The organism is Alphaproteobacteria bacterium (assembly GCA_020638555.1).
In the GTDB taxonomy this organism is placed as follows: Bacteria; Pseudomonadota; Alphaproteobacteria; order Bin95; family Bin95; genus JACKII01.
The window spans coordinates 1,239,582-1,252,938 of sequence record JACKII010000001.1 but is presented as its reverse complement, the minus strand read 5'-3'; the positions used below and the strand labels follow the sequence as shown (position 1 = coordinate 1,252,938).

12 protein-coding genes are annotated in these 13,357 nt (G+C 66.5%); 3 read left to right on the top strand and 9 right to left on the bottom strand.

The window, feature by feature from the left end; genetic code table 11:
* Window positions 1-27 precede the first annotated feature (27 nt).
* Genes minE through minC form a run of 3 tightly spaced genes read right to left on the bottom strand, consistent with a single transcriptional unit; the run spans window position 28 to window position 2,014 of the window.
* Window positions 28-339 (bottom strand): cell division topological specificity factor MinE, encoded by a 312-nt coding sequence (gene minE, locus H6844_05770; GenBank protein MCB9928908.1) that lies wholly within the window; start codon window positions 337-339, stop codon window positions 28-30.
* A complete protein-coding gene (minD, locus tag H6844_05765; protein ID MCB9928907.1) occupies window positions 336-1,151 on the bottom strand; it encodes a septum site-determining protein MinD in 816 nt (271 codons plus the stop codon). Before minD ends, minE begins: the two co-directional genes overlap by 4 nt.
* A gap of 41 nt (window positions 1,152-1,192) precedes the next feature.
* Complete coding sequence (gene minC / locus H6844_05760; GenBank protein MCB9928906.1) at window positions 1,193-2,014, bottom strand: septum site-determining protein MinC; 822 nt, start codon at window positions 2,012-2,014, stop codon at window positions 1,193-1,195.
* Between the two features lie 425 nt (window positions 2,015-2,439).
* Here minC and H6844_05755 point away from each other — a divergent pair, with 425 nt between their 5' ends.
* The 3 genes from H6844_05755 (at window position 2,440) to H6844_05745 (ending at window position 6,450) form a co-directional block, all read left to right on the top strand.
* Window positions 2,440-3,591 carry a phosphoserine transaminase gene (locus tag H6844_05755; protein ID MCB9928905.1) on the top strand — a complete coding sequence of 384 codons (1,152 nt, stop codon included), beginning with the start codon at window positions 2,440-2,442 and terminating at the stop codon, window positions 3,589-3,591.
* Between the two features lie 7 nt (window positions 3,592-3,598).
* On the top strand, window positions 3,599-5,173 hold the full coding sequence (locus H6844_05750; protein ID MCB9928904.1) for a phosphoglycerate dehydrogenase: 1,575 nt from the start codon (window positions 3,599-3,601) through the stop codon (window positions 5,171-5,173).
* A gap of 131 nt (window positions 5,174-5,304) precedes the next feature.
* Window positions 5,305-6,450 (top strand): ATP phosphoribosyltransferase regulatory subunit, encoded by a 1,146-nt coding sequence (locus H6844_05745; GenBank protein MCB9928903.1) that lies wholly within the window; start codon window positions 5,305-5,307, stop codon window positions 6,448-6,450.
* Window positions 6,451-6,587: 137 nt separating this feature from the next.
* On the opposite strand, the gene H6844_05740 is transcribed toward H6844_05745, so the two are convergent.
* The 6 genes from H6844_05740 to pnp all read right to left on the bottom strand — a co-directional run bounded on the left by H6844_05740 (window position 6,588) and on the right by pnp (window position 13,354).
* Complete coding sequence (locus H6844_05740) at window positions 6,588-7,175, bottom strand: DUF3501 family protein (protein MCB9928902.1); 588 nt, start codon at window positions 7,173-7,175, stop codon at window positions 6,588-6,590.
* A gap of 31 nt (window positions 7,176-7,206) precedes the next feature.
* The gene (locus tag H6844_05735) at window positions 7,207-8,559 is read right to left on the bottom strand and encodes a glycerol-3-phosphate dehydrogenase (protein ID MCB9928901.1); all 1,353 of its coding nucleotides are present in this window, start codon (window positions 8,557-8,559) and stop codon (window positions 7,207-7,209) included.
* A gap of 132 nt (window positions 8,560-8,691) precedes the next feature.
* Window positions 8,692-9,108 (bottom strand): rubrerythrin, encoded by a 417-nt coding sequence (locus H6844_05730; protein ID MCB9928900.1) that lies wholly within the window; start codon window positions 9,106-9,108, stop codon window positions 8,692-8,694.
* Window positions 9,109-9,249: 141 nt separating this feature from the next.
* Entirely contained in the window at window positions 9,250-9,666 is a 417-nt protein-coding gene (locus tag H6844_05725; protein ID MCB9928899.1) for a transcriptional repressor, read from the bottom strand.
* Between the two features lie 130 nt (window positions 9,667-9,796).
* Window positions 9,797-11,197: a nitronate monooxygenase gene (locus H6844_05720; protein MCB9928898.1), complete on the bottom strand. Its 1,401-nt coding sequence runs from the start codon at window positions 11,195-11,197 to the stop codon at window positions 9,797-9,799.
* Window positions 11,198-11,233: 36 nt separating this feature from the next.
* Window positions 11,234-13,354 carry a polyribonucleotide nucleotidyltransferase gene (pnp, locus tag H6844_05715; GenBank protein MCB9928897.1) on the bottom strand — a complete coding sequence of 707 codons (2,121 nt, stop codon included), beginning with the start codon at window positions 13,352-13,354 and terminating at the stop codon, window positions 11,234-11,236.
* Between the last annotated feature and the right edge of the window lie 3 nt (window positions 13,355-13,357).

Genomic DNA, 13,357 nt, shown 5'->3' with positions numbered 1-13,357 from the left:
CGCCGCCGAACGCGGCCGAGCCGGGCCCTACCCGTTCGAGGCCGCCCGTTGCGGCAGGGATTCGGTCCGCCGGGTGCGCACATCCGGGCTCGGCAGTTCGATCTCGATTTCCAGGGTCGAGACGTCTTCGCCCCGGTCGAGCTTCACCAGCGCCTTCTTCTGGTCGACCGCCACATAGCGGGCGATCACATCCATCAGCTCTTTTTGCAGGCGCGGCAGGAAGTCGTCGCCGTCCCGGCTGATGCGTTCGTGCGCCAGCACGATTTGCAGGCGGTCGCGGGCCATGTCGGCGGACGGCTTGGCCCGCTTGTTGGCGCGGAAGATATCCAGCAGGCTCATGCGGCACCTCGGAACAAGCGGCTGAACAAGCCCTTTTTCTCGGGCGACAGGAAACGGTGCGGAATGTCCTCGCCCAGAAAGCGGCCGACCGCGTCGGCATAGGCGCGCCCGGCGGTCGAGGCGTCTTCGAGAATGACCGGCACGCCCTGGTTCGAGGCCTGGAGCACGCTCGAACTCTCGGGCACGATGCCCAGCAGCGGGATCGCCAGGATATCCTGCACGTCCTCGACCTTCAGCATCTCGCCGCGCTCGACTCGGGCCGCGTCGTAGCGGGTCAGCAAAAGGTGTTCCTTGACGGGGTCCAGACCGTCCTCCGCGCGCTTCGAGCGGCTGGCGAGCACGCCCAGAATGCGGTCGCTATCGCGCACGCTGGAGACTTCCGGATTGGTGACGACAATCGCCCGGTCCGCGAAATACAGCGCCAGATGCGCGCCGCGCTCGATCCCCGCCGGGCTGTCGCAGACGATATAGTCGAAGGTCTCGCGCAGTTCGTTCAGGATGGCCTCGACCCCTTCCCGCGTCAGGGCATCCTTGTCGCGGGTCTGGGAGGCGGGGAGGATCCAGAGATTTTCGACCCGCTTGTCGCGGATCAGGGCCTGCTTCAGGTTCGCTTCGCCCTGGATCACGTTGATGATGTCGAACACCACCCGGCGTTCGCAGCCCATGATCAGGTCGAGATTGCGCAGGCCGACATCGAAATCGACCACCACGGTCTTGTGACCGCGCATGGCCAGGCCGGTGGCCAAGGCCGCGCTGGTGGTCGTCTTGCCGACCCCGCCTTTGCCCGATGTGACGACGACGACTTCAGACATCGTGCCTTTCTCCTTCAACGTGCGTTATCCTGCGGCATCCGTCAGCCGAGGGGCGTCAACCGCATCTCGTCGCCCTGCAGGCTGACCAGAAGACGCTGGCCGATCATGGCCGGGTCGAGATCGTCCCGCACCCGATAGAGTCCTGCAATAGAGACCAGTTCCGGATCGAAATTGAGTGCGAAAATTCGCGCCCCCTCAAAGCCGGCAGCCCCGGCAATGGCCCGGCCGCGAAGGGTGCCATAGACGTGCACATGGCCGTCGGCGATGATCTCCGCCCCGGGATTGACGGTGGCGATGCAGATCACGTCGCGGCCCTTGGCATAGACGCGCGCACCGGCCCGCAGGGGCTGGGTGATGACAAGGGCGGTCTGCCCCGGTTCCGCCGACGGCTCGCTCTCCGCGGCCGGCAAGGCGGTCGGTTGGGGCTCGGGCTCCGGGACAGCAACCGGAGGCGGGGCCGCCACGACCGGCGCAACCGGCGCGGCCGGCGCGGCCGGCGGCGGCGTCTCGGCCGCTGCGGCGGCATTGCCCTTGGGCCGGAACAGTTGCTGCCCCTTGCTGAGCTGGGCCAGACCGGCCGCAGCCGCCGCCTGGCGCAAGATGCCGGAGCCGCCAGTGGTGCCGACGGGCACGAGACGCAGGCCGCGCAACCCTTCCGCCAGGCCGGCGAAATCGGGCTGTCGCCCCTCCGCCTTCAAATCGTCGAGGCCCAGCACGACGGGCGAGTCGCGCAGGAAGGCCGGCGACTGCTGGATCAGCCGCTCCAACGCCGGCAACACCACATCCGGCGCACCGTCGCGCAGTTGCAGCACCACCATGTTGAAATTCGTACCGCGGATTGCAAAAGGTTGACTGGACGCCATCGTTCGGGTTGGTTCCGCCTGCAGCATGTCGTTTGAGACTGCCACGCTAAAAGGGCCATTTGTAAGGCAGAAGATGTAAACGGCACCGGCGCGCAAGTCGATCCGTCACGAACGCACGCCTCGTGGGATAACTTCGGCAACCGCTTGAAACCGCAAGGCCCTTGCCGCTCTGCGATCGGGCCTCGCCACCATCCTATGACATGCGCGCCGCCGCAGCGAATCCGGTGGCCCGGAATCGCTGCGACAAATCACGCCCTGCTCTCGCGCCTTTGGTCCTGCTACGGCCCGCCGCATAGGTGTTGCGGTGCACCATGTTGATATTTCGGCAAGCCCCTTCTAGGGTTCGCCGCATTCCGCGATACGGAACTCTCTGACCGCGCAACCGCGGTGACCGTGAACGGTCCCTCCAAAAAAGGTTTGGCATTATGCAGCAGCCTTCGATCAAGCCTGCCAACCCGAACTTTTCCTCCGGCCCCTGCGCCAAGCGCCCCGGTTGGTCCCCGTCCGCCCTGGCCGGCGCCCTGGTCGGCCGGTCCCATCGCTCCGGTCCCGGCAAGGCCAAGCTGGCCGCGGTGATCGACAAGACCCGCGCGATTCTGGGCATTCCCGACGACTACCGCATCGGCATCGTCCCCGCCTCCGACACCGGCGCGGTCGAGATCGCGCTCTGGTCCATGCTGGGCGCCCGCGGCGTCGACGTGCTGGTCTGGGAGAGCTTCTCCAAGGACTGGATGGGCGACATTCAGGAGCAACTGCATCTGGACGACGTGCGCGTGTTGCAGGCCGGCTATGGCGACCTGCCGGACCTGGCCCAGGTGGACCCGAAGCGCGATACCGTGTTCGTCTGGAACGGCACCACCTCCGGCGTGCGCGTGCCGAACGGCGACTGGATCGCCGCCGACCGCGAGGGGCTGACCATTTGCGACGCCACGTCGGCCGCCTTCTCCATGGACCTGCCGTGGGACAAGCTGGATGTCGTGACCTGGTCCTGGCAGAAGGCCATGGGCGGCGAGGCCGCGCACGGCATGCTGGTGCTGAGCCCGCGCGCCGTGGAGCGGCTGGAAACCTTCACGCCGCCGCGGCCGCTGCCGAAAGTGTTCCGCCTGACCAAGGGCGCGAAGCTGACCGAGGGCATTTTCCGCGGCGAGACCATGAACACGCCCTCCATGCTCTGCGTCGAGGATGCGCTGGACGCGCTCGACTGGATGGAAGCGATCGGCGGCCAGCCGGCCTGTCAGGCCCGGTCCGAACAGTCGCTCGCGCATATCGCGGCCTGGGTCGAGCGGACCCAATGGGCGGCCTTCCTGCCGAAACTGGCCGCGACCCGGTCCTGCACCTCGGTCTGCCTGACGGTCAACGACCCGGAGCTGGGCGACAAGGCCGCCGAGGTGCCGGGTCTGATGGCCAAGCGCCTGGACGCCGCCGGCATCGCCTATGACATCAACGGCTATCGCGCCGCCCCGCCCGGCCTCCGCATCTGGTGCGGCAGCACGGTGGAGCCCGACGACGTGGCCGCGCTGCTGCCCTGGCTGGACTGGGCCTTCGCCGCCGTCAAAGCCGATCTGTTGAAGGGATAAATCCCCCATGCCCAAAGTTCTGATTTCCGACGATCTGAGCCCGCGCGCCACCGAGATTTTCCGGGAGCGCGGCATCGAGGTCGACCGCAAGGTCGGCCTGAAGCCGGACGAACTGGCCGCCATCATCGGCGATTATGACGGCCTCGCCATCCGGTCCGCCACCAAGGTCACCGCCGATCTGCTGGCAAAGGCGACCAATCTGAAAGTGGTCGGCCGCGCCGGCATCGGCGTCGACAATGTCGACCAGGCGGCGGCGACCGCCCGCGGCATCGTCGTGATGAACACGCCCTATGGCAACACCATCACCACCGCCGAGCACGCCATCGCCATGATGTTCGCGCTGGCGCGCCAGATTCCCGCCGCCGACCGCTCCACCCAGGCGGGCAAGTGGGAAAAATCGAAATTCATGGGCGTCGAACTGTACGCCAAGACCCTGGGCGTGGTCGGCTGCGGCAATATCGGCACCATCGTCGCCGAGCGCGCGCTGGGCCTGCGCATGCGCGTCATCGCGTTCGACCCCTTCCTCTCGCCGGAGCGCGCCGCCGATCTGGGCGTGGAAAAGGTCGAGTTCGAGGAGTTGCTGCGCCGGGCCGATTTCATCACCCTGCACACGCCCATGACCGAGCAGACCCGCGGCCTGCTCAACACCGAAACCCTGTCCCGGTGCAAGCCGGGCGTGCGCATCATCAACTGCGCCCGCGGCGGCCTGGTGGTGGAAGAGGACCTGGCGGCCGCGTTGAAGGATGGCCATGTGGCCGGCGCCGCCTTCGACGTGTTCGTGCAGGAGCCGGCGCGCGAGAACGTGCTGTTCGGCCTCGACAATGTCGTGACCACGCCGCATCTGGGCGCCAGCACGGAAGAGGCGCAGGAGAACGTCGCCCTCCAGGTGGCCGAGCAGATCAGCGACTATCTGCTGACCGGCGCGGTGTCGAACGCGCTCAACATGCCGTCGATCAGCGCCGAGGAAGCGCCGCGCCTGAAGCCCTTCATGGGCCTGGCCGAGCAGCTGGGCAGCTTTGCCGGCCAGTTGACCGAAAGCGGCCTGCGCAAGCTGACCATCGAATACCGCGGCCATGTGGCGGAGCTGAACACCCGGCCGCTGTCGGCCCTGGTGCTGATGGGCCTGCTGCGGCCGCTGCTGGACAGCGTCAACATGGTCAACGCGCCGGTGATCGCGCGCGAGCGCAATATCGACGTGACCGAGGTCAAGAACGACCAGTCCGGCGACTTCCAGTCGCTGATCCGCGTCACGGTCGAGACCGAGCGCCAGACCCGCGCCGTCGCCGGCGCCCTGTTCGGCACCATGCCGCGGGTGGTCGAGGTGCAGGACATCAATTTCGACGCCCAGCTCGGCTCGCACATGCTGTTCATCCGCAACGAGGACAAGCCCGGCTTCATCGGCAAGCTCGGCACCATTCTCGGCAATGCCAACGTCAATATCGCCAACTTCCACCTGGGGCGCTCGCCGGCCAACGGCCACGCCCTGGCCCTGGTCGAGATCGACGAGCCGTGCTCCGATGCGGTGGCGGCGGAGATCGCCGGCGTGGATGGCGTGATCCAGGCCAAGGTGCTGCGGTTCTGAAGCGCTTGCCAGCGCCGTCCTAGCGCCGTTTATTGCCGCAATTTCGGGGTCGCGCGGCGATTCCGCCTCGCTGGAAATTGCTGTAGCCGTTAGAACGGCGGCCAACGCCCGGAAGCCGGAACATCTCCGCCATGACCGAAAGCACCGCCCTGCTGCCCAGCGGCCTGCGCGACACCCTGCCGCCCGAAGCCGAGCACGAGGCCTTCGTCACCGAAAGCCTGCTGTCCCGGTTTCGCCAGAACGGCTATCGCCAGGTGTCGACGCCGCTGGTGGAGTTCGAAGCCTCGCTGCTGACCGGCCCCGGCGCGGCGATGGTCGACAAGACCTTCCGCCTGGTCGACCCGGTCTCGCAGCGAACCATGGCCGTGCGCGCCGACATCACCCCGCAAATCGCGCGGATCGCGGCCACCCGCCTGAGCGGCTGGCCCCGACCGCTGCGCCTTTGCTACAATGGCACCGTGTTGCGCGTCACCGGCGACCAGTTGCGGGCGGACCGGCAGTTTCGCCAGGCCGGCCTGGAACTGATCGGCTGCGAGAGCGTGGCGGCGGACGCCGAGGCGATCACCGTGGCGGTCGAAGCCCTGACCGCCCTCGGCGTCAAGGGCCTGACCGTGGACCTGAGCCTGCCTGTGCTCGCCCCTGCCCTGCTGCCGGCCTTGGTGGCGGGCGATGCGGTTTCGCACGACCTGCGCGAGGCCCTCAACCGCAAGGACCAGGCCTCGGTCGAGCGCCTGACCGGCACGGCGGCCCCGCTGCTGGCCGCGGTCATGGCGACGGCAGGCCCGGCGGCGGCCGCTCTGAAGGCGCTGAAGGCGCTGGACCTGCCGGCCGCGGCACGGGAGGCCCTGGCGCCGGCGGAGGCGCTGCTGCCGCTGCTGGCCGAAAGCCTGCCGGACCTGGAAGTGACCCTCGACCCGGTGGAGCATCGCGGCTTCGAGTATCACAGCGGCATCAGCTTTTCGCTGTTCGCCCGCGGCCTCAACGGCGAACTGGGCCGCGGCGGCCGCTATTGGGCGACGGCGCCCGGCCATGCGGGGGAAACCGCGACCGGCGCCACGCTCTATCTGGACAAGGTGATGCGCGCGCTCGATCCGCCGGCGCCGACCCGCCGGCTGTATCTGCCGGCGGGAACCACCAGCGCCGACCGTCGCGCGCGGCAGGCAGAGGGCTGGTGGACCGTCATCGGCCTGGAGCCGGCGACAGACGCCGCCCATGAGGCCCGCCGCCTCGGGTGCAGCCATGTCTGGCAGGATGGCGCCGCAGTGCCGCTCGGCTGAGCCTCCTGTTTCCCGGCCGAGCCGGAGGCGAGGGCCGGGATCGGCGTCATCCTTCGAACACCGTCCCCGCCCGTGTTCGCACGCAGCGAGCGGCCCCGGATCGGCGCTCCGCACCGTCCGGGGAACAAGTGGCCCGATCAGTCGAAATCGGTTGCCAGTGCGGCGCGGGTGGCTTCCGGCATGACGGCGATATGGCCGTAATTCTCGTGCGCGACGCCGACCAGAACCTGGGTGCCGGCCGTCTTGAACGCCGCGATCTGCGCCGGCGAGAAATCGAAATGCACGAACTGGACCGAGGACGCCTTGCCCTCCGCCGTGGTGCGGTCCGCATCGACCTCGGCCCGGCTCATGACCCGTTCGCCGCCGAGCTCGATGAACATGGTGTCCTCGACACCGCCGAGGCGGTTCAGCACATTCTTGCGCCGCACCTCGTCGTCGATCTCGAACATCACCGTCGCCACCAGTTCCGAGCCCTGGGGGATCAGCGGGTTGTAGGCGTCGAGTTCGTCGGCAATCTGCGCCTCGCCGCCCTTTTCGATCGCCAGCATCTCGTGGATCTGGTGCCACATCGTGGCGAAGCTCTCGAAATAAAAGGTGCAGAACGGGCCGACTTCCATGCGCCGCGTCTTCTTCAGCGCCGCCATTTCCTTGCGCTTCGGCTTGCGGATGGCCTCGTAGTCCGCCAACGGCATCACGTCGGCGCGCGTGATCTGTTTCTGTGGCATCGCGCTTGTTGACCTTCTCTGTCCAATCGGTTCAGGCGAGCCCATAGGCACGGGCGAACAACTCAACCGGGTGCGGCGCATCCTCGACGCGGGCCCCGGCTTCGATCAGGCCCATGCCCTGGGCGATGTGCATGCCGGCCAGCGGGCATTCGGAGACGACATAGTGCCGTCCCGGCGCCTCCTTGGCGTTCTTCACCGCCTGCCGCGCCACCGGCTTCCCCACTTTCAGCGCCACCTCGAAATGCTGTTTCATGATGCCCCACGAGCCGCCATGGCCGGAGCACCGCTCGATCACCTTCAGGTCGATCTCGGGGATCAGCCGCAGCAGCTCGGCCGCCTTCTGGCCCATATTCTGGGCGCGGGCATGGCAGGCGATGTGAACGGTGACGCTGCCATCCAGCGGCGCCAGCCCCGCGGCCAGCCCTTCGGTCTTGGCGATGTCGACGATGTATTCGCTGATATCCTTGGTCGCCGCCGACAGCGCCTGGACGTTGTCGTCGTCCGGCACCAGCAGCGGCCACTCGAATTTCAGCATCAGCGTGCAGGACGGCACCAGGCCGATCACCGGCAGGCCGGCATCGACCTGCGGCCGCAACTGCGCCGCCACCTTGCGGGCGCGGTCCGCCACATTGGCGATGTCGCCATGCTCCAGCTGGGGCATGCCGCAGCACATGGGATAGATCAGTTCCGCCTCGACGCCGTTCTTGGCCAGGATGGCCAGCGCCGCCGTGCCGGTTTCGGTGCGGTTGTGCTCGGCAAAGCAGGTGGCGAACACCAGAGCCTTGCGGCCGGCGGCCGGCGCCGACCCGTCGCGCACCGGCGGCTTCGCCTTGGCCTGGGCGGTCAGCGGCTTGGCGGCGTATTCCGGCAGTGCCGCGTCGCGGTGCACGCCCATGGTGCTTTCCAGCAGGGGCCGGGTCAGCCCGTTGCCCTCGCGGCTGGCCCAGTTGCAGATGCCGGGCGCGATCCGCGCCAGCGCGGCGTTGCGGTCGGTTTCGGTCAGTTGCTTCTCGCCGAACGGCACGCCGCTTTTCTGGAACTCCGCATAGCGATAGCGCAGCATCAGGTGCGGGAAATCGATGTTGAACTCGTGCGGCGGCACATACGGGCACTTGGTCAGGAAACACATGTCGCAGAGCGTGCAACCGTCGACCACGCCCTTGAAATCCTTGCTGTCGACCGTGTCCAATTCCATCGACGGCGCCTCGTCGACCAGGTCGAACAGGGTCGGGAACGAGTCGCACAGATTGAAACACCGCCGGCAGCCATGGCAGATGTCGAACACCCGACGCAATTCCGCATCGATCGCCGCGGGGTCGGTGAAATCGGCGTCCTGCCACGGCACCGGGTGACGGACGGGGGCTTCCAAACTGCCTTCAGCCATTGCTCGCTCCTGCCGGACACGCCAGAGGGTGCCGGCTCCCTACCTGCTGTTCACGATTCCAACGGATGCAAAACAAGAGTGGCGGGGCACGCACGCCGCGGCCCCGCCAGGGGTCTTTCGACCGGCGCCGTCTTAGGCGAGGTCGTCCAGAGCCTTCTGGAAACGGCCGGCGTGGCTGCGCTCGGCCTTCGCCAGGGTTTCGAACCAATCGGCGATCTCGTCGAAGCCCTCTTCGCGGGCCGTGCGCGCCATGCCCGGATACATGTCGGTGTATTCGTGCGTTTCGCCGGCGACGGCGGCCTTCAGGTTCTTGTCGGTGCCGCCGATCGGCAGGCCGGTGGCCGGATCGCCCACTTCCTCCAGGAATTCCAGATGGCCGTGCGCGTGGCCGGTCTCGCCTTCGGCGGTGGAGCGGAACACGGCGGCGACATCGTTGTAGCCTTCGACGTCAGCCTTCTGGGCGAAATAGAGATAGCGGCGGTTGGCCTGCGATTCCCCGGCAAACGCCTCTTTCAGATTACCTTCGGTCTTTGTGCCCTTCAACGACATGGGTGACGTTCCTTATGCGATAGTGGACCAATTCCCGCGTGGACCGAGCCACAGACTGGCCCACACTCAATCAATTTGGTCGCTTCCCGCGGGAATGTCAATATAGAATTGTTCTAAATATTTCTGCAACTTATTGAAAATCTATGTGAGATTGCGAACCCGAATGACGATATCCACCCGGTCGACCCCCATGCCATCCGGCGGAACCGGTAGCGAAGGCAGGTCGACATCCGCTGCCGGAATGTCGATCAGCGCCCCTTCGGACACATTGAAGAAATGATGATGCGCCTCGGTGTTGGTGTCGAAATACGAGCGCCCCGGCTCGGCCACCACCTCGCGCAGCAGGCCAGCATTCCGGAACTGGTGCAGCGTGTTGTACACCGTGGCAAGCGACACCGAGAGGCCCGAACGCTCCGCCTCAATATGCAATTGGTCGGCGGTCACATGCCGATGCTCGCCGGCGAACAGCAGTTTGCCCAGTCCGATCCGCTGCCGTGTCGGCCGCAACCCCGCCTGACGCAAACGATCGATGACCTCGCTATAGCTTTTCGCCGTCATTTTTCATCCCCACCGTCTGACTCTCGGTCGGACGCCCATACGCCAAACCTCAACAATGTATACACATTGTTGAGGTTGTTGTCCAACGACGAAAATAAGAATAATGCCATTTTGGCCGGCCGCAGCCAGGCTAGGCGCCGGTTTTTATCCGCTCAACCAACGACCTAACGGTCGGGATATAGCCGTTCGCATAAAACGGATCGGTCGAGAACCGATAGGCGTTGTGGCCGGCAAACATTAACTGCATATCCGGCTCGCCGCCATGGGCGATGGTCTGCAACGTCTTCTGAATACAATAGGAGCGGGGGTCGGTCTTGCGCCCGGTGGTTCCGGCCTCGTTCTCCGCCCAGTTCGAAAACCGGCAGGCGGACAAGCAGCCCATGCATTCGATCTGGTCGGTCAAGATCTGGTTGCGGGTTTCCAGATCGACGAACATCAGGGTCGAATCCGGCGTGCGCATCCCCTCGGTAAAGCCCTGCTCCTGCCAGGCCTCGGCCCGTTGCAGGTCTTCGGCGGTGACATAGACCTTGCGGCCGCGCGGCCCCATGGCAAACGCCGTGTCGTGGTCGCCGACCGGCTCGCTGGAGAACGCGATCTGGCGGTCGTTGCGCTCGCGCAATTCCTCCAGAAACTCGTTGTGGACCGCCGAGGAATAGAAGCCGGTGGGGCTGAACCGGTTCAGATAGACGTCGCCTTCGTTCAAGGTCAGCAGGCGCTGCTTCCACAGGTCCGAAATCGGGCTTTCCTGGGTCAGCAGCGGCCGGGTGCCGAACTGGAAGGCCACCGGCGCGATCTCCGGGTCATCCATCCAGTCGGCCCATTCGTCGAGCCGCCAGACCCCGCCGGCCATGATCACCGGCGTGTCGTGCAGGCCGGCCTCGTTCATGACCTTGCGCAATTCGCGCACCCGGGGCTTCGGGTCTTCCGGCGCCTCTGGATCCTCGCTGTTCGAGAGGCCGTTATGGCCGCCCGCCCGCCAGGGATCCTCGTAGACCACACCGCCCAGCAGATCGGGGAAGCGGTGATAGGCCCGCTTCCACAACGCGCGGAAGGCGCGAGCCGACGACACGATCGGGTAGTAGTAAACGCCGTAGGACGCAGCGATCTCCGCCACGCGATAGGGCATGCCGGCGCCGCAGGTCACGCCGTCGATCAGACCGGCCGCCCCCTGCAATGCGCCATGCAACACCCGCTCGGCGCCGCCCATCTCCCACAGCACGTTCATGTGGATCGGACCGGCGCCCGCCGCCCGCTCGTAAGCGACGCGGGCCTGGTACACGGCCCCGCGCACGGCGTGGGCCACCAGTTCGTCATGCCGGTCGCGCCGGGTCTTGCCCAGATAGTCCTGGGACATCAGGTTGCCGGCGTCGTCGCGGGAATCCGCATTGACGCCGGAGAAGGTGCCGACGCCGCCGGTGGCGGCCCAGGCGCCGGAACTTTCCCCGTTGGAGACCGCGATCCCCTTGCCGCCTTCGACCAGCGGCAGGGCATCGCGTCCCGAGAGACGAACCTGTTTCAACTCAAAGCCCACAGGGCAGACCCTTTCAACGACGGTCGTGACCGGGGATCAGGCGTCGGCCGGCGCGGCGGTCAGATCCTCGCCGGTATCCTGATCCACCGCCTTCATGGACAGCTTGACCTTGCCGCGGTCATCGATGCCGAGGCATTTGACCTTCACCATTTGGCCTTCGCTGACGACATCCGCAACCGACTTCACGCGCTCGTTCTTCAACTCGCTGATATGAACGAGGCCGTCGCGCGGTCCGAGGAAGTTCACGAACGCGCCGAAGTCCATGATCTTCACGACCTTGCCGTCATAGATCACGCCCACTTCCGGCTCCGCAACGATGCCGCGGATCCAGTCGATGGCGCGCTGGGCGGCATCGGAATCGACGCTGGCGATCTTGATCGTGCCGTCGTCCTCGATATCCACCTTGGCGCCGGTTTCCTGGACGATCTCGCGGATCACCTTGCCACCGGTGCCGATCACGTCGCGGATCTTGTCCTTGCTGATCTTCATGGTGGTGATGCGCGGTGCGTTCTGGCTGACCTCGGTCCGGGCATCGCCGATGGCCCGGGCCATTTCGCCCAGAATGTGCATGCGGCCGTCACGCGCCTGGTTCAGCGCCACCTGCATGATCTCCTCGGTGATCGAGGTGATCTTGATGTCCATCTGCAGCGAGGTCACGCCCGTCTCGGTGCCGGCGACCTTGAAGTCCATGTCGCCCAGATGATCCTCGTCGCCGAGAATATCCGAGAGCACGGCGAACCGGTCGCCTTCCTTGATCAGGCCCATGGCGATGCCGGCCACCGGCCGCTTCAGCGGCACGCCCGCATCCATCAGCGCCAGCGAGGTGCCGCAAACCGTGGCCATGGAGGACGAGCCGTTCGACTCGGTGATTTCCGAGACGACGCGCAGCGTGTAGGGGAAGTCTTCCTTCTTCGGCAGCAGCGGCCGCACCGCCCGCCAGGCAAGCTTGCCATGGCCGATTTCGCGGCGACCCGGCGCGCCGAAACGGCCCGCCTCGCCCACCGAGAAGGGCGGGAAGTTGTAGTGCAGCAGGAAGTGCTCGCGGTATTCGCCCGCCAGCGCATCCATGATCTGCTCGTCCTGGGCGGTGCCGAGCGTGGCGATCACCAGCGCCTGGGTCTCGCCGCGGGTGAACAGCGCCGAACCGTGGGCCCGGGGCAGCACGCCCACTTCCGGCACGATCGGCCGGATGTCGACCGTGGTGCGGCCGTCGATCCGCTTGCCGGTGTCGAGAATGCCGCCGCGAACGATGTCGCTTTCCAGCTCCTTGAACAGGCCGGCGGCCACTTCCGCATCGCCGTCTTCGGCGGCAATCGTCTGCATTGCGGCGGACTTGGTCGCCGCCACCGCATCCTGCCGCTCGGTCTTGCCGGCGATCTGGTAGGCGTTGCGCAGGCCGTCGCCGGCCAGTTCGGCCAGACGGGTGCGCAGGGCCGCGGTGCCGTCGGCCTCCGCCGGCGCTTCCCACGGCTCCTTCGCCGATTCCTCGGCCAGGTCGATGATGGCGTCGATCACCGGCTGGAAGCCGCGGTGGCCGAACATCACGGCCTCCAGCATGCGGGCTTCCGAGAGTTCCTGCGCTTCCGACTCGACCATCAGCACGCCGGCATTGGTGCCGGCCACGACCAGGTCGAGGGCGCTTTCCTTCACCTGGTCCAGGGTCGGGTTCAGCACCAGCTCGCCGCCGATCTCCGCCACGCGGGCGCCGCCGATCGGGCCCAGGAACGGAATGCCGGAAATGGTGAGCGCGGCACTGGTGCCGACCATGGCGACGATGTCGGGATCGTTCTCCATGTCGTGCGCCAGCACGGTGCAGATGACCTGGGTCTCGTTGCGGAAACCCTTGGCAAACAGGGGGCGGATCGGCCGGTCGATCAGGCGGGAGGTGAGCACCTCCTTCTCGCTCGGCCGGGCCTCACGCTTGAAAAAGCCGCCGGGAATCTTGCCGGCCGCATAGGCTTTTTCCTGGTAGTGAACGCTCAAAGGGAAAAAATCGATCCCGGGGCGCTGCTTCGTTTCCGCCACCGCGGTGCACAGGACCGTGGTGCCGCCATAGGTCGCCAAAACGGCCCCATCGGCCTGGCGGGCCATGCGGCCCGTTTCCAGGGTGAGGGTGCGCCCCGCCCAGTTTATTTCTTTGCGGACAATATCAAACATCGG